The sequence below is a fragment of the Sporolactobacillus mangiferae genome (genome assembly GCF_023336505.1).
Taxonomy (GTDB): domain Bacteria; phylum Bacillota; class Bacilli; order Bacillales; family Sporolactobacillaceae; genus Sporolactobacillus; species Sporolactobacillus mangiferae.
Map to the genome: position 1 here is coordinate 20850 of NZ_JAMAST010000007.1, position 16064 is coordinate 36913.

Here is a 16064-nt window from a genome sequence, read left to right on the forward strand (position 1 = left end):
ATCTGCCTTATCTCACACTTTTTTGACGCGTTATACGTTCAGACATTATGTCTGCGTGACTCCATATCAAGCAACTTCTTTCTCGATTCAAGCTGCTTTTCAAAACAGAAGCGTATAATTGGTTGCCGATCCCGTTCAGATTGCGGCAAAAATTTAATCGTTGCTCTGTTTCCATTGGTATTCCGATCAGTGAACAAACGAATGACCTGAGCCTGCAATTTAACGTAAACACATTGTCCACTGGCCATCGGAAGCGACAGCCAAATCATAATGTGATCTTCTGGTTTTATTTTCGAATCTTCCGGGACGACAATTAACGCTCCGCCGCCGCCAATATCCTGTGTAACCGTCGTAAATGGTTGGAAAGCGTCATCCATGGAATGTATTGCTGCATCGACAATCGTTTCTACACGAACATAGTTTCTGCGCTGAATGCCTTCCATGCTCTCCTCACCAGCGAAACTCATCAGCATAAGCGGTACCTGTCCTGATATTCTTTGTACAAAAGTCGTGGGGAAGCGAAAAACCTGACCTTCATAAACATAAATGGCAGTAAAAGAAGAACCGTTAAGGAAGACAGGTGTCTTTCCTGTTTCTTCTTCAATCGGATAATCAATTAATAGCGCGTTTTCCTTACATTCAGCGAGTTTGCAACGATAATGCACAACTTTTTTCTCATCATCAGTTGCTTCAAGAATTAAAGTTGCACCGACTTTCAGCATCATGATGCTTCCCCCAATCGAATCTGTACATAATCAGACTGATTTTTTAACAGAAACGCATAACTCAGAAACATTATACCTTAGAATTCCATTTTCAGCCAAGCCTTTATTAAGCTCACCTCCACAGTTTATTCTTTCAGAAGTTCGATCTTTTCCTGATCACCGCTTTTAGCGTTTAAAAGCACGCGATAAGTATCATTATCCCTTGTTGCATAAAATTCATAGCAAAGTACATTATTCAAGCTCTGATTTTGAATCACAGCAAGACCAGTTTCCTGAACCTTAAGATCGTGATTCAGCTGTTTACGTGCTTCATCCTCAGAGATAGCGGGTTTCATAGGAATGTAATCGCGTTTATTGTAGAGATAATCGGACTGATCAAAACCGAGAATCTCGCCATTATCAAGTGCAATCTTTACTTTAATCGAAGCCGGGTAAAAACGAATATTTTTTTTGCGGAGCACGTAGGTAAAAGCCGCAATATTATTGTACTTGTTTCGTTTGGTCAGCTCTAAATCTTTAAACTGATGCTTTTTCAAAAAAGCGATGGACTTTTGCGATGCCTCATACAAATTAAACTTTTCTTTTTGAATCGACCTTTCGCGAAGAAACCATACGACATGGCCGCCTTTTCTAGTCACAGCGGCATTTAACGATCTTCCATGCTCACTTAACGTGATTTCATAGGCGGGAATGTAGGAACCCTTGCCAGTCTCACTTATTTTTTTCAGCTTTGCATCCGGGCGATCTATCCACTTTCTCAATTGACTGATTGCCTGATTGCGGCTGATTTGCTCTCCTGTAATCGGATTGATACGTTTTTTTTCTAAAACCGCATTGCGTGGATTTTCCGGACTGAAGCTATCTGTATAGTCAGTTGCCTGCATGTTAATCCGCTTCATCCCATCGATCACTTGATTGTCCCGGTTCTCATTCTGACTTTTCAGTGCAGTTTCAACATCCATCCAGCGAAGGTGTTCGGCCATGACTTTTGATTGAACGCTTCTTAGTTCGTCTCTTATTTTTTGGGATTCTGAATAAAGCTCTCGAAGATTTTTATATTCATTATTTGTCAGTGAACGATCTTTAATCGCTTTTACTCCTGAGTTATAAGTAAATTCACCAACGTGAGCAAGAAATTCATTGGTTCGGTTAAATGGGAGCAGCGTAAGTGGAAGTTCATTTGCAGCCGCATGCGCAAGTGTACTCAGCCGCCAGGTTTCAACAAGCTGTGGACGCATTGATTCACGGGACTGCATGGCAAGCGCCATACCAAGCGATTCTTCCAGTGAATCGACATAGTATGTTAATTCATGATAAGCTTGCTGGTAATGATTTTCCGCATCGATCATCACCGTTTTTCTTAATTGATATTCCCGATAGCCCCATGTTCCTATTCCGATCAACAGTACCGCTACTGCAACCGATAATAACGCAATCCAATCACGGCGTTTCATAAATTGCCCTCCTATTTACAAAAAATGTGTTTGCCTATTTTCCCGACCTGTGGTCTCGACCAAATCCATGCCGAAGTTGCCGTATCTGGATTAAAATAATAAAGTGCGCCATTTGTCGGATCCCAGCCATTGATCGCGTCCAAGACCGCCTTTTTGGCTGTATCATTCGGCGTAAGCCAGATTTGTCCGTCTGAAACGGCAGTAAATGCGCCTGGCTGAAAAATAACGTCAGAAATATTGTTTGGAAAACGCGGATCAGCAACACGATTAATGATCACTGCCGACACGGCAACCTGGCCGATGTATGGCTCCCCACGAGACTCACCGTACACGGCATTTGCCATAAGATTGACATCGGATCTGGAGTATCCCTGGGGTAAATTGTCAATCGTATATTTTCCCTGTGCCGGTTTCGACTGACTCGCATTCTTTTCCGTTCCACTGCTTCCCTGCGTTTTCTTTTTCACTTGCTGATCGAGCGGAACACCTCCATAATATGTAAACTCGTTACCTTCATTGATATTGCGCATAACAAAGGCTTGATCATAATGCGTCGCTTTGATCAGTTTTTGTTTCGTATCGTTTCCGGCCATGCCGTCAATGGTGAGTCCGTATTGAGACTGAAAATTACGCAATGCCCAATAGGTTCCATAGCCAAAAGATCCGTCAATTTTCCCTTTGTAGTAACTAATGTACTGAAGGCGCGCCTGAAGTTCGACAACATCGTCTCCTGTATCTCCGCGCATAATGACCCGATTTGAAAAAGCATTTGCTTCACCGGTATGCGCTGACATGATCGCTGCGATCAGAATGGCACATATGCCTCGAATCAGTCGTTTACCCAATGATGTAATCCTCCCTGGAGCCCATATAAATCTGCTCAATAATTCAAGTGATTTTAATGGAACTTGAAATGAACTTAAAATCAAGTTTATCGTTCCAAGAAAAAGAGAATTTATTCATTTTAAATAGAATAAAGAATCAGGGAGAAATGAGAACTTAATTATGGTTCGGATTACTTGGACGGGCCTTGCTTAGTATCGTTGATCAGAGTTAAGAAACTATGCAAAAAGCGGCCGGCCCTTAATTTCCGACCACAATTTATTGATTTATGCTTGCCGGCGCTGCGGCTGCGTGCCCCAAGCCTCCTCCGAAAGCTGGAATCTGCAGAATCTCGTGGCACCAAATCCCGCAGGCATCTTGCTCCCCCGCCTTGATGTACAGCCAAGGCATTGTTTTGTTGATCTGATTTAAGCAAAGTCTGAGCCTTTCTTTACTCATGTTAGAAAACTTGGCTTTGCCAAGCCTTTGACACGGGCGAAGCCGCCGTCGCACTTATACTATTTTCCTTAAAATTTATATACTTTCTTATAGTTAGTATAAAAAAAGCTGTGGTTAAGACCACAGCCATGCTTCACAAAAGTATTCAGTTCAGCCAATGGCAAACGTTTGCTCCGTTCAATAATGTCCTGTTTTTAAAACCAACCTCTGATGCGTGCGGATTCTGCCAGGTTGTAGACGCCCGCAAAGCATGCAGCCTTTTTCATCGATACATTGTACTCTTCGGCAATGTGGTGCACACGAGTAAATGCATCAGCTAAAATATGCCTGACTCTCTGTTCGCCTTCTTCTTTGCTCCAAATAAGTCCCTGCCTGTTTTGTGCCCATTCAATATAAGATGAAGTCATATCTCCCGAACTCGTCAGAATCTCAGGTATGAACAATATTCCATTCTGACTCATTTGTTCTGCAGCTTCATCCGTCACCGCACCGTCAGCCGCCTCGATAACCAGTCTGCTCTGCAGGCTGGTTACATTTTTCTTGCTGATCGGATTGGAAACTGCGGCAAGCACCATGATGTCACAGGGCTTTTCCCATAATTCCTGGCTGGTCAATGTGTGCTGATACAGTTTTGTAATCGTACCGAAGCTGTCCCTGCATTTAATCAGCATGTCCATATCCAGACCAGACGAATGATAAATAGCTCCGTATGCATCCGATATTCCGGTAATGTTCACCCCAGCTTCCATTAATGATTTCGCGACGTAACTGCCGAGCGAACCAAAACCTTGAATAATGGCAGTCGCCTGGTTTAAATCGATGCCCTTTTTTTTGGCAGCTTCAGATATAAAAAGAACAATACCTCTTCCTGCGGAATTTTCTCTGCTTTTTAGTCCGCCGAGCACCACAGGCTTTCCGGTTATAAATCCTGCAGACTGATCCGGACAAAGCTTACTGTATTCATCCATCATCCACGCCATGACCTGCGAATTCGTGAACAGATCAGGAGCCGGAATATCCTGATAGGGACCGATCACCGGGCGAATGGCCTGTATGTACCCTCTGCTTAGGCGTTCGAGTTCATGAAAAGAGAGTCCGCGCGGCTCACAAATCACTCCGCCTTTCGCTCCTCCAAACGGAATATTGAGAAGTCCGTTTTTTAAACTGTTCATTATCGAGAGTCCCTGCATCAGCGGAACGGAAACTTCGGGATGAAACAGCACGCCTCCCTTCGTTGGTCCGATTGAAAAGCTGTGCTGAACACGGTAGCCGGTAAAAACACGCACTTGTCCGTTATCCATTTTTACAGGAATTCGTACGGTCAGCATTTGCTTAGGGCCTAATAAAAGTTCAAAAACATCATCTGAATAACCAAGTTCATTTAATGCCTCTTTTATCATTCCATGAACTGAAGTCAGGAATTGCTCTTGCTTTAAGATATAATCCTGGTGATAAACTGACACCTGAATCTTCCTTTCAAATCCGTCAAAAATAAGATTTAACTGAACCCGTTTCCTTTTTGTCATGAACTTTTACGCACTGACATAAATATTAATTAAACGAACAGACGCAAAACAAGGAAAAACCCCGCGTCATTTAAGTATGCGGAGCTTCAATAAAATATTGATAAAGATCAGAGATTGCATTGTTTTTCATCAGGCATTTGCCGTATTCTTCCAGACGGTATATGGTTATGGTCGACGTATTTCCATATTCGGCAAGAATCGCTATGAGTGTATCTAAATCGATGGTACTGTTTAAATGGTCTTCATCAAATCGCAGATAATATTTTTTTTCAAATAGATATAAGCTGCCTGTGCGAACACCTAAATGATAGAGCGTTTCAGTTAAAGCGACAACATCGTCAAGCTGTTCAAATTGATAGAGAACATCCTGACTCTCATCAAGCGTGACCTGCATCTGAATGAAGTCATCTTCATCTCCGAGATCTTCTTCAGAATCGCTCTCCTGAGCTGTCCTGCCCTTCGACACGATCACAACCATTCCCTGCGCTGGAAGTGAAAATACCTCAACATCAATGGGTCCGGATGCTTCAAATCCAAGCTCATCATCCGCTTCAAGCATCATATCCCGGAACAGCTTTTCAACTCTCGGCAAGTCATGCCACATGTCTTCTTTTGTTATGCCTCGTTCTTTAAGATCGTCAAAAGTCAGGAATATTTTAATCCTGTCGCCGTTTAAACGTTCCAGTCGCATTGTAAATGTCCTCCTTGCCGTCCAGTCTGATCTCTGCAGTACCGCCGCAAGCTTTTTACTTTATTTATATGTTACCCGTGTATTTCGGTGCCTCTGAATGACAGGGCTGGCAAACAGACCAGGATCAATCAGGCAGTCATTCACCCATTTTAAACCAGAGACTTGAGTGTAGTATACAACGCTTACCATCAAATGTACAAGCCTTATACTTGTTAGTTGCTCTTTTTAAAGATTACAGCAAGAAACAAATGATCACAGGCCTTCTCAGCGCCCTTTTACCGTATGTTTTGAACTTTACATTTTATTGCAGATAAAAAGTGAGATTATTCTAACGTCCTGTCTTGCTGATAAGAGCACCGGCGTGATCAGGTTTGCGGGCGAAGCATCGATTCCCGCCCAATATTAGTGTCCCAAACGGATGTTTTTTTAATCCCGCGTGAACACTGAATGACCCTGAGGCTCATCTGAAATACTGTAATCACGAAATGTCCGTGAAAAGTCTTCTTCCGGCTGGTCTATGTACAGGCATTCAACGCATATAAAAAGATGATGTGTTCGACAGATGCGAAAGGAGGATTCACCGTGTCAACATCAAGGAAATGGTACGCTCCCTACATCAGCCCACTGGATCCATGTCCACCGCTCAGCCCGATCGCTTATGAAACACCGGCACAGCTCTACCTTGGTTTTCAACCACAGGGCCTGGAGCAGTTCTCGCCGTTTGATGCACTTGTTCACGGTACCTTGTGGCCGGCGCTGTTCACGCCGTACACCAATCCGTACCAATCCAAGAAAAGAGGCGAATTTTAATCATGGATGCGCCAGCTCAAGTTCCTGACAGTTATTATTCGGATTTAAAAGCGTTGCAGGCCGTCGATTTTACACTGGTTGAACTGACTCTGTATCTTGATACACATCCAACAGATTTAGAGGCTCTGAAGCAATTCAATTCGACAGCGAAAAAAAGTGCCGAGCTTCGTGAAGGTTTTGAAGCACGATACGGCCCGCTCAGACAATTTGGATACAGCCTTTCCGCTTATCCGTGGCAGTGGAAAGATGTGCCATGGCCATGGCAGGTATGATCATAATGACTAAGGAGGCGGACCTTTGTGTGGTACTATGAAAAAAAATTGCAGTATCCGGTACGTGTTGGCATCTGTAGCCCGAAACTGGCGAAATTTCTGATTGAACAATACGGTGGTACTGATGGTGAACTTGCTGCTGCTCTTCGGTATCTGAATCAACGTTATACAATTCCAAGCCGTGTCATTGGTTTATTAAACGACATCGGGACTGAAGAATTTGCTCATTTGGAAATGATCGCCACAATGGTGTATAAGTTGACCAAGGACGCGACACCAGAGCAGTTAAAGGAAGCCGGCCTGGGCGACCACTACGTCGATCATGGAAAATCAGTTTACTATCACAATGCTGCCGGTCAAAAGTTTGACATGGGTCTCCAATCAAAAGGCGATCCTATTGCCGATTTATATGAAGACATTGCTGCAGAGGAAAAAGCCCGTTCAACTTATCAATGGATCATTAATCTTTCAGATGATCCGCAAATTAATGACGCGCTCGGCTTTCTCCGTGAACGTGAAAATGTCCATTCTCAAAGATTCCGCGAAGCAGTCGAGCTGCTTAAAGAAGAGCAAGGTCAAAAAAGAGTCTTTTAATTCAGGTTTGTTAAAGCGTCACTTTGTGCTTGACCGCAGATCAGTTTATTCATGGACAATCAGCAGAAAAAGTTTAACATCACCAGTTTCACAAAGAATAAATTTGCGGCTGCTCTTCAACAGCCGTTTTTTCTCACCACTGACGACATGACTATTTATAAAATAAATTAATATCAAATTCCTTCTTTAATTGATGCAAAATACGATAATGCTTGGTATCGCCGTTCGCATCCGGTTGTTCTGCCGGCCACAATTCATCGGAACGCTCGATAATTTCTTCCCGCAGCTCGTCATAGTCGTCTTCGGCATCCTCACGTTCATTGTGGCAATATGAAAAAAATAACAAACCTGCCATACTGAGCGACAGGAGCATCCAGACAACCGGACTGCCAATTAATGAACGTAGCTGGTGCATTGAGCCCAGACTTTCGGTATGAAGAAAAAAGATATAAATCAGTGTCGTTCCGGTGAAAAAAATCAGGCCGCTTGCTGATAAAGCTTCCCTTTTTCTCCACTTCTCCCTTTTTTTCTTTCTTTCAAGCAGTTCAGATAAGATAATCAATGCAGTGCCTGAAATGATTCCATCATCACGATAGTTTTGAAGCAGCATGTGTCCATCACCTTCCTGATTTATGCATATGAATGCGGAGATGACATTAGGACAATCATTGCGGCTCTTCATCGAAAATCCATGCCAGTCTTTTTTTCCAGTTCAGTACAGGAAAATACTTATGTTCACTTGTTTCAGGATCAGAGCCAAACACGGACAGATCAATGCCGCATTGGTCACAGCATTGTTCAGGCTTTGTTCTGAGCTGTTCCTGATAAGTGGATAAGCAAAAGGCCCTCCTGCATTCGTGGGTCTTTAAGTATTTTTCCATTACAGCAAGTTCCTGCAGCAAAACGGAACGGCGTTTACGGACCAGGACACGAAGATTGTTAGTCATTGACAGATACGTATTCGCAGGCAACCGGGATTGAATCTGTTCAAAGATAAATCGCGCTGCCGTGTCTCCTGCGCCGCGTTCTTTTAAATCATTTATAAATTGCTCCTTGCTTTTAACTTTTAAATGGCCCCGATCCAGTTCATTCATAACCAGTTGAAGAAACCGATCATCTGGAAAGTTACTGTCAATAAAACCTTCCGGATAATGATGATCTTCATTTGTATAATAAAGAACAGCAAGTCCTGGATTGCCGTCTCTTGCAGCCCGCCCAATTTCTTGAAGATAGGCATTCATTGATCCTGGAAAATGAAAATGCACAACCAGGCGTATATCAGATTTATTAAGTCCCATTCCGAACGCGCTTGTACAGCATAACAGTTCAAGCTCCTGATTTAAAAATTGACCTTGGATTTTTCTTCGGTCTTCCGTATCCATTCCTCCATGATAGAAGGCAATACGCTTCCCTGTCATGCCCCTGATATAGTCCGCCAGTCGCTCGGTCCACTCGCGGCTGGCACAGTAAATAATACCAGGTAAACGAACTTTTTTAATTAAATGCACCAGACGGGTCATCTTCTCCTCATCATTTGCCGCATGCCGCACAGCAAGTGCGATATTACTGCGATCAACACTCATAATCGTCTGTCGCGCCTCTCTAAGTCCCAACAACTCTATAATATCCTGCCGAACACGATGATCTGCGGTAGCTGTAACGGCAAGGCAGGACGGATTGCCAAGTTTCGCGCGAATTTCAGCAAGATGAAGATAATCAGGACGGAACTCATGTCCCCATTGCGACACACAATGTGCTTCGTCAACAACAAAAAGAGAAATATTCTGTTGCGCCAATTTTCTGCAAATATAGGGTTGATTCAGCATCTCCGGCGAAATATAAAGAAAGCGTAAGTCACTTAAATGCGATAGAACACGCGCGCGTTCCTCTCTATGCATCATGCTGTTCAATGCTCGAACGTGCACTTCTCCGATTGCGCGCAGAGCATGAATCTGATCATCCATGAGCGCCAGAAGTGGCGAAACGATTAAAACAATGCCGCCCAACACATATCCGGGCAACTGATAGCAAAGCGATTTCCCGCTACCCGTCGGCATCATTGCAAATACATCTTTCCCTGCCAGAACATTACGGATGATCTCTTCCTGCCCGTTTCTGAAGGAGCGAAAACCAAATTTTTTCTGGAGCACTTTCTTTGCGCGAATCCATTGATCATTTACAGCGGCCGTCTTTTTCTGTTTCAAAGTACCACCACCTCGCCTGCATGCTTGGCAAGCACTAATCGGATTTGCAAATAAGAAGCCTTGTCATGAAGCCTTCGCTTAATTTCTTTAAGCTTTTTCGTGTTGGCCTCTCTTGCGCAATCTAAAATGCTCTGCTCCAATGCATGGTCCATAAAATCAGACAAATCGAATGTTTGATTTTTCAAGACAATTTCTACCAGATGATCTTCAATTGTGCCTGGCGCAAGCTTTCGATGAACAGCGGCCTCCTGAATACTTAGTCCCGAGCGAAGTAGTTCAAGTGTTTCATGGGCAGTGGAAGACAGTCCATTTTCCGAACTCGTCCACAAGCTGCGAATGATTGGAAAATCCTGTTCATGCTCTGAAACCCTGTTCATCATTCGTCTCAATGCGGATTTAAACAGTATTCTGCATTCAAAAAGATCTTTCTCCGTCTCATTTGCAATCTGTTTCAACGTTAACCCGGACATACGCGCACCAGAAAGCTGAGCTGCGAGACAATTGGCCTCTGCAACCGGTATGCCCGCCAATAAACAGTACATCTCCTGATACAGCCGCTTCTTTAGTTGCGCACGATTGAGATGGCTGCTTAACAGGACATGGCGAACGTATTCAGTCACTGAAGATTGTTTGGTGATTGGTAAAAACGAAGATTGCTGATCATTAAGTGCAGAAACGGTTTGGATCAGCAACTGCAATCTGAGCCAGAATTGCCCCTCGTGCATGAGATCATTGGTCATATAGAGCGCATCCGGTAAAAGCAGCTGTGCATTCATCTGCTGAAGCTTTTCATTTCCGCTTGTGGAAAGTACAAACCGTGTCCCGTTCGCATCGATCGGCCGTATCCATCCATTAGCATGGATTTGTCTGATCAACGTCCATATTTCTTGCCGATCCACATCTTCACAGGAGTGATAGAGCATATGTAAATGATATAAATAACTGTCCTGAATGCTTTGCGACGTTTTTTTACCCTTCAGCAGATGGTAAATTCCGGATACAGTGCGTTCTCCATCAAATTGCCATATGATAAATAAAAAGAGCCGTTCGCTGTACATCGCAGCTTGCCTCCTTAATAAGGACGGGCGTTCATATCGTTCTGTTGTGTATCCATATTTCCTTTTTTAAAGACACTTTCGACAATTATTCCCTACCGCCGGAAAGCATTCTATTGAAATGACCGGCCTGCTTCATTAAAATATTATTAGTTATAAGGCTATGTTAAAGATTCTGTTGTGCTTTACAGCAAATGGGCCACTCGCCGCAAAGTCAACAGTAACGTTTAACATGACCTGATTAGAAAGAGAACACAGTCAGAAACCATTTTTTAATGAGGGGGATTGAAAAGTAATGGCAAAGTTTACGATCGTCGATAAAGAGACATGTATTGCTTGTGGAGCCTGTGCAGCTACGGCTCCGGATCTATTTGACTATGATGATGAAGGCATTGCTTTTGCATTAATCGATGGCAATAAAGGAAATACCGCCATTCCGGACGAGCTTATTGAAGACCTTGCAGATGCATATGAAGGGTGCCCATCCGAATCGATTTGCGTTTCTGATACGCCTTTTAATGGAAAAGCGGATCACGCTGTCGGCATGTGAGTCGATCAATAATAATAATAATATAAAGCAACTTTATCACGCTAATGAGGAAGGGAAAATGAATCCTTCCCTTTTTTATTTTCCTGCCGGATCCTGATTTAACACGAATTGAAAAGCAGTTCCTTCCCCTTTTATACTGTTGGCACTGATTTCGCCACCATGTGCTTCAACAATGTGCTTGGCAATCGCAAGACCAAGTCCCGTACCCGCTTTTCCCCTTGTTCGCGCTTTATCTGCTTTATAAAAGCGTTCAAATACAAATGGAATGTCTTCTTTTGCGATCCCGACACCTGAATCATGAACGGAAACATGGAGCTGTTCATTTTCAAGACGTGCAGTAATGGCGACAAAACCATTTTTCTTTGTATGACGAATGGCATTGTCAATCAGATTCGTCATCACCTGTTCCACGCGATCAGGATCCATAAAAAAACTTTTCTTCTCAATAGCCTGAAAATCAGGTTGTATTTGAATGCCTGCGTCATTCGCTACTTTGCTGAATTTCACAAGAATACGTTGGAAAAACGCGTCTAAAGCAACATTTTTTCGATCCAGCTGAAAGTGTCCCGTCTCCATTTTCGCCAGATCCAGCAGTTCATTGACCAGACGCCCCATCCGTTTGGATTCATCCAGAATGATCTGTGCCATTTCCTTCTTTTCCTGTGTATTTTCCGCAACATCGTCAATGATGGCTTCGCTGTATCCTTGCATCATTGCAATTGGTGTCCTCAGTTCGTGGCTGACATTGGCAACAAAACTTTTAATCATTTGATCATTATGACGTTCTTCAGTCATATCACGTAAAACGGCAACCGCTCCTCTAATCTTTTCCTTGTCATAGAGAGGCTTCATGATCACAACCCATATACGTCCCTGGACACTCATCTCGCGAACGGTTTGAACACGCATATCTGCAACTTCTGCAAACAGCTGCTTTAGCGGTTCCGGAGTCAGCCGCTCTTGCGTAGGCGCGTCATATTCAAAACGCCATGAATAAATAAAGTGATCCGCGGGTGGATTGCTGGCCACGATCCGCCCATGATTATCGATCATGAGTACACCATCAGCCATATTTTGCAAAATCCCAGCTAACTGCTCTTTTTCCTGGTTCAGTGCATTCATGTTTTGCTTCAGCTTTTGTCTCATATCATTAAACGCATTCGCGAGGTCGCCCATCTCATCATGCGTAATTACGGGAACGGTCATATCAAAATTGCCAAGCGCTACCTGAAGTGCTGCTGTTCTCATTTTACGCAGCGGTGCACTGATTCTCGTCGATAAAAAAAAGGCGAAAAAAGTTGTCAGTAAAATAGAAAAGCTGGCACATACAAGAATCAGTTTTTTTGACTGATCAATTGCATTCTGAGCGATTTGCACAGGTTGAATAATGTATACCGCACCGCTCGAATCATTAACACCATGGACAGGTATCCCAACAATAATGAATCTCTTGTTTTGCAGTAAGCTGATTCTACTCACTTTCCGCTGCTGGCTGAGGGCATCTTTTAACTCAGTGTCCTGTTCAAAAAAATGTCGTGACAGATCGGGTGCTGAACTTCCCTTTGGGCCGCTTAGCACCTGATTATTTAAAATTACGGTATAACTGGCATTATATACATCTGTGATATCGCTGATTGACCTGAGTTTCGCAGTAAACGTTTGTCCGTCTTCATGTTCAAGCATTGCAGCCGACTTTACACCGATGCGCATCATTTGTCGTTCGGCCTGCTGAATATTGCTATTCTCAAAAAATTGCATTAAAAAAAGGGTCAGAAACAGCAGAACAACCGTAACAATACCAATGATTGTTGCCCAGAGTTTTCCAATAATACTTCGCCAGATCATTGCGCAGAATCTACCTCAATTTTATAACCGACACCCCAAACCGTGACAATCATCTCCGCCGCAGCTTCTGAAACCTTATTTAGCTTTTCTCGCAGACGTTTCACGTGTGTGTCGACCGTGCGCAGATCCCCGAAAAATTCATAGTTCCAAACGTCTTTCAGCAGCTGCTCTCTTGAAAAAACCTTATCCGGGTTTTGCGCCAGATAATAAAGCAGTTCATATTCCTTTGGTGTCAAATTCACTTCCTGCTGATCAACACGGACACGGTGCGCATCATGGTCGATCATCAGATGGGGAAACACAATGACATTTTTCGCCGTAGTTTCCGTCTCCAGAAATTTGGTGGTTGACGAGCGGCGCAAAAGTGCTTTGACACGCAACACTACTTCACGGGGACTGAACGGTTTCACGATGTAATCATCCGTGCCGACTTCAAACCCCTGCACTCTGTTTGACTCTTCTCCCTTCGCCGTGAGCATTATCACCGGCGTTGCTTTCGTTTCGCGCAGTTTCGCGCAGACTTCTTCACCGCTCATCCCCGGCAACATCAGATCAAGAAGAATTAAGTCATAATCTTTATCAAGTGCCATCTGAAGCGCCTTTTCACCGTCTCCGGCCTCGTGGATGATATAATTCTCACGTTCTAAATACATTTTCAGCAGGTTGCGAATTCTCTCTTCATCATCCACAACCAGTATCGCCGCTTTCTTCTCTTCCATCCAGATCCTCCCTTTTCCGACAAATCCGTCACGCACTTTATCAATGGCACTGTGAAACATCACTGTCGCTCTTTAAGCAGAAATGCAAAGTGAATACTCGTTTTCACACCTGAATTCGGCAACTGTTTCATTGCTCAGCAAGCAGAGCAGTCTGCGCTTTTCACGCTGGTGCCAGTCTGCAATGAGAAACACCGAATTCGTTAACAGAGCCTTATCAATAATGATCGTTGACCATTCATGCAACTCGGCTGTTCCGGATTACATAAACCGTGCGATTACCTTTGTATCTTTCTATCAAGCCTTTACAAAAGTCGACAACATTTGTATATGTGTCAAACCTATGTCTTATTTTAAACAATTTCTTTAAAAAATACAGTAGTAATATTTATGAATGACGAATCTCGTGCATCAGTGTTTTAATTTCGTGCGGTTTTAATGCACGGCTTTCTCCTGGATGTAAGCCGCTTAGTCCCAGAAACCCATACCGTTCTCGTTTCAATTTTCGCACATGAAGATGCAATGCGGAAAACATTCGGCGAATTTGCCGATTCCTCCCCTCATGTATCACCAACTGTACCGATGCCGTTCCCTTTTCTTTATCCGAGGCAAGCAGTTGGACCCGTGCCTGCGCAGTCAATCCATCATCTAAATGAATCCCTGCTGCAAGCCTGCGCAGCTGATCATGAGTAGGAATTGGATGGACTGTTGCTATGTATGTCTTATCAAACGCGAAGCTTGGGTGCATTAGCCGATTGGCCAGTTCTCCATCATTAGTCATCAGCAATGCGCCAGATGTGTCATAATCCAATCGTCCGACAGGAAAAATACGTTCGGGAACATGTTTAAAAAAATCGATAACAGTCGTTCGATTACGATCGTCCTTCACGCTCGTAATGACGCCGGTCGGTTTATAAAAAAGATAGTAAACGGGTTTTTCCTTGTCAACGGGGACACCGTTTACCGTAACCTGATCATTTGCAGAGACCTGAGTGCCAAGTCTTGTAATCGTTTTCCCGTTAACCTGTACTTTTCCTTCCATAATCAATTGCTCCGCTTTCCGACGAGAAGCGATGCCTGCCTGAGCAATGACTTTCTGTAATCGTTGCATCCTTTCACCTCAGGAAATATCATAACGCGCTGCATTTGTTTTCTCAAGTTTCATTATATATTCATAGTTCCCATTCATTATTCGACCTTAAAAATTTTGCCGGGATCAGCCAAATGCAATGGTTACAATCCACAGTGCACAGAAAATGCCGACCAGATCGGCAAGCAGGCCGACTTTGAGAGCATCACCAATGTGATGAATGCCAACCGCTCCAAAATATACAGTGATCACATAAAATGTCGTATCTGTACTCCCCTGCATCACTGAGGCAAGTCGGCCAATAAACGAATCTGGATGATAATTTCCAAGGAGGTCGGCAAGCAAGCCTAATGCCCCCGTTCCGGACAGTGGACGCATAAGTGCCAAAGGGAGCACTTGTGGAGGCATACCGATTGCTGCTAATAGTGGGCGGAGGAGATCGGTGAGTGCATTCATCGCGCCGGATGCACGAAAGACACTGATAGCAACGAGCATACCTACTAAAAAAGGCATTACTGAGACTGCGAGAGAAAAGCCCTCCTTGCCACCTTCAACAAAAGCATCGTAAGCGGGCACCTTTTTTAAGGTGCCATACAACAGAATAATGACGATTAAACACGGGACGATCCAGTTTGAAAGCGCTGTGATCAGACTCATTATTTTTTCCCTCTTCTCTTTCGTCGGTAATAAAAATAGCGGTCAATGATCAGCGCCGCCACAGTGGTGCAACATGTCGCAATTAAGGTCGGCGCGACAATATCTGTCGGCGACTGCGAACCGTATTGCATTCGAATGGCAATGACCGTCGTCGGAATCAGGGTGAGTCCGGAAGTGTTCAGCGCAAGCAAGGTGATCATTGAACGGCTGGGTGTCTTTTTTCCACCGTTCAGACGTTTCAGCTCTTTCATGGCTTTAATGCCCATAGGTGTCGCTGCGTTACCGAGGCCAAAAATATTTGCGATCGTATTGGACAATATATAGCCCATCGCCGGATGATCAGGCGGTACCTCGGGAAATATTTTGCGCATAATCGGTCGCATCAAGCCGCTCAGTTTGCCAAGCAGTCCCGCCTGTTCGGCGATTTTCATTAATCCAAGCCAGAAAATCAAAACGCTGATTAAACCAAAGCAAATTTCTACCGCATCCTTTGCTGAGACAAAAAGCGTTTTATTGACTGCGTCCATCGTACCATTTAGAGCAGCGTAGCCCATTCCGATAAGAAACAGCGCAACCCAGATGATATTGATCATT

The 16064-nt window shown here is 43.8% G+C and carries 17 protein-coding genes; 4 read left to right on the forward strand and 13 right to left on the reverse strand.

Annotated elements, in window-relative coordinates; all coding sequences use genetic code 11:
- Nucleotides 1–38: 38 nt before the first annotated feature.
- From M3N64_RS07760 to M3N64_RS07780, 5 genes are all read right to left on the reverse strand, one after another.
- The gene (locus M3N64_RS07760) at nt 39–725 is read right to left on the reverse strand and encodes a flagellar brake protein (protein WP_249100634.1); all 687 of its coding nucleotides are present in this window, start codon (nt 723–725) and stop codon (nt 39–41) included.
- Between the two features lie 125 nt (nt 726–850).
- Nucleotides 851–2179 carry a germination protein YpeB gene (gene ypeB / locus M3N64_RS07765; protein WP_249100637.1) on the reverse strand — a complete coding sequence of 443 codons (1329 nt, stop codon included), beginning with the start codon at nt 2177–2179 and terminating at the stop codon, nt 851–853.
- An 11-nt stretch (nt 2180–2190) separates the two neighbouring features.
- On the reverse strand, nt 2191–2973 hold the full coding sequence (sleB, locus tag M3N64_RS07770; RefSeq protein ID WP_249100867.1) for a spore cortex-lytic enzyme: 783 nt from the start codon (nt 2971–2973) through the stop codon (nt 2191–2193).
- Between the two features lie 681 nt (nt 2974–3654).
- Nucleotides 3655–4923: a Glu/Leu/Phe/Val family dehydrogenase gene (locus M3N64_RS07775; protein WP_249100640.1), complete on the reverse strand. Its 1269-nt coding sequence runs from the start codon at nt 4921–4923 to the stop codon at nt 3655–3657.
- A gap of 133 nt (nt 4924–5056) precedes the next feature.
- Nucleotides 5057–5677, reverse strand: coding sequence for a genetic competence negative regulator (locus M3N64_RS07780; protein ID WP_249100642.1), 621 nt, complete (start codon nt 5675–5677; stop codon nt 5057–5059).
- A 582-nt stretch (nt 5678–6259) separates the two neighbouring features.
- Here M3N64_RS07780 and M3N64_RS07785 point away from each other — a divergent pair.
- From M3N64_RS07785 to M3N64_RS07795, 3 genes are read left to right on the forward strand one after another with little or no spacing between them, the layout of a single operon-like run.
- Entirely contained in the window at nt 6260–6487 is a 228-nt protein-coding gene (locus M3N64_RS07785; RefSeq protein ID WP_249100645.1) for a spore coat associated protein CotJA, read from the forward strand.
- Nucleotides 6488–6489: 2 nt separating this feature from the next.
- Nucleotides 6490–6759: a spore coat protein CotJB gene (locus tag M3N64_RS07790; protein WP_249100649.1), complete on the forward strand. Its 270-nt coding sequence runs from the start codon at nt 6490–6492 to the stop codon at nt 6757–6759.
- A gap of 27 nt (nt 6760–6786) precedes the next feature.
- The gene (locus M3N64_RS07795) at nt 6787–7353 is read left to right on the forward strand and encodes a manganese catalase family protein (RefSeq protein ID WP_249100651.1); all 567 of its coding nucleotides are present in this window, start codon (nt 6787–6789) and stop codon (nt 7351–7353) included.
- Between the two features lie 151 nt (nt 7354–7504).
- On the opposite strand, the gene M3N64_RS07800 is transcribed toward M3N64_RS07795, so the two are convergent.
- Genes M3N64_RS07800 through M3N64_RS07810 form a run of 3 tightly spaced genes read right to left on the reverse strand, consistent with a single transcriptional unit; the run spans nt 7505 to nt 10615 of the window.
- The gene (locus M3N64_RS07800) at nt 7505–7963 is read right to left on the reverse strand and encodes a DUF2663 family protein (RefSeq protein WP_249100654.1); all 459 of its coding nucleotides are present in this window, start codon (nt 7961–7963) and stop codon (nt 7505–7507) included.
- A 55-nt stretch (nt 7964–8018) separates the two neighbouring features.
- On the reverse strand, nt 8019–9557 hold the full coding sequence (locus tag M3N64_RS07805) for a RecQ family ATP-dependent DNA helicase (RefSeq protein WP_249100657.1): 1539 nt from the start codon (nt 9555–9557) through the stop codon (nt 8019–8021).
- A complete protein-coding gene (locus tag M3N64_RS07810) occupies nt 9554–10615 on the reverse strand; it encodes a YpbB family protein (protein WP_249100662.1) in 1062 nt (353 codons plus the stop codon). Before M3N64_RS07810 ends, M3N64_RS07805 begins: the two co-directional genes overlap by 4 nt.
- 292 nt (nt 10616–10907) lie before the next feature.
- Here M3N64_RS07810 and M3N64_RS07815 point away from each other — a divergent pair, with 292 nt between their 5' ends.
- Nucleotides 10908–11162 (forward strand): ferredoxin, encoded by a 255-nt coding sequence (locus tag M3N64_RS07815; RefSeq protein ID WP_249100664.1) that lies wholly within the window; start codon nt 10908–10910, stop codon nt 11160–11162.
- A gap of 75 nt (nt 11163–11237) precedes the next feature.
- On the opposite strand, the gene M3N64_RS07820 is transcribed toward M3N64_RS07815, so the two are convergent.
- From M3N64_RS07820 to M3N64_RS07840, 5 genes are all read right to left on the reverse strand, one after another.
- Entirely contained in the window at nt 11238–13007 is a 1770-nt protein-coding gene (locus tag M3N64_RS07820) for an ATP-binding protein (protein ID WP_249100668.1), read from the reverse strand.
- Nucleotides 13004–13726: a response regulator transcription factor gene (locus M3N64_RS07825; RefSeq protein ID WP_249100870.1), complete on the reverse strand. Its 723-nt coding sequence runs from the start codon at nt 13724–13726 to the stop codon at nt 13004–13006. Before M3N64_RS07825 ends, M3N64_RS07820 begins: the two co-directional genes overlap by 4 nt.
- 385 nt (nt 13727–14111) lie before the next feature.
- Nucleotides 14112–14834, reverse strand: coding sequence for a pseudouridine synthase (locus tag M3N64_RS07830; RefSeq protein ID WP_249100669.1), 723 nt, complete (start codon nt 14832–14834; stop codon nt 14112–14114).
- A 105-nt stretch (nt 14835–14939) separates the two neighbouring features.
- Nucleotides 14940–15470, reverse strand: a complete 531-nt coding sequence (locus tag M3N64_RS07835) for a spore maturation protein (RefSeq protein WP_249100673.1) — start codon at nt 15468–15470, stop codon at nt 14940–14942.
- Nucleotides 15470–16063, reverse strand: a complete 594-nt coding sequence (locus tag M3N64_RS07840; protein ID WP_249100675.1) for a nucleoside recognition domain-containing protein — start codon at nt 16061–16063, stop codon at nt 15470–15472. Before M3N64_RS07840 ends, M3N64_RS07835 begins: the two co-directional genes overlap by 1 nt.
- Nucleotide 16064 lies beyond the last annotated feature (1 nt).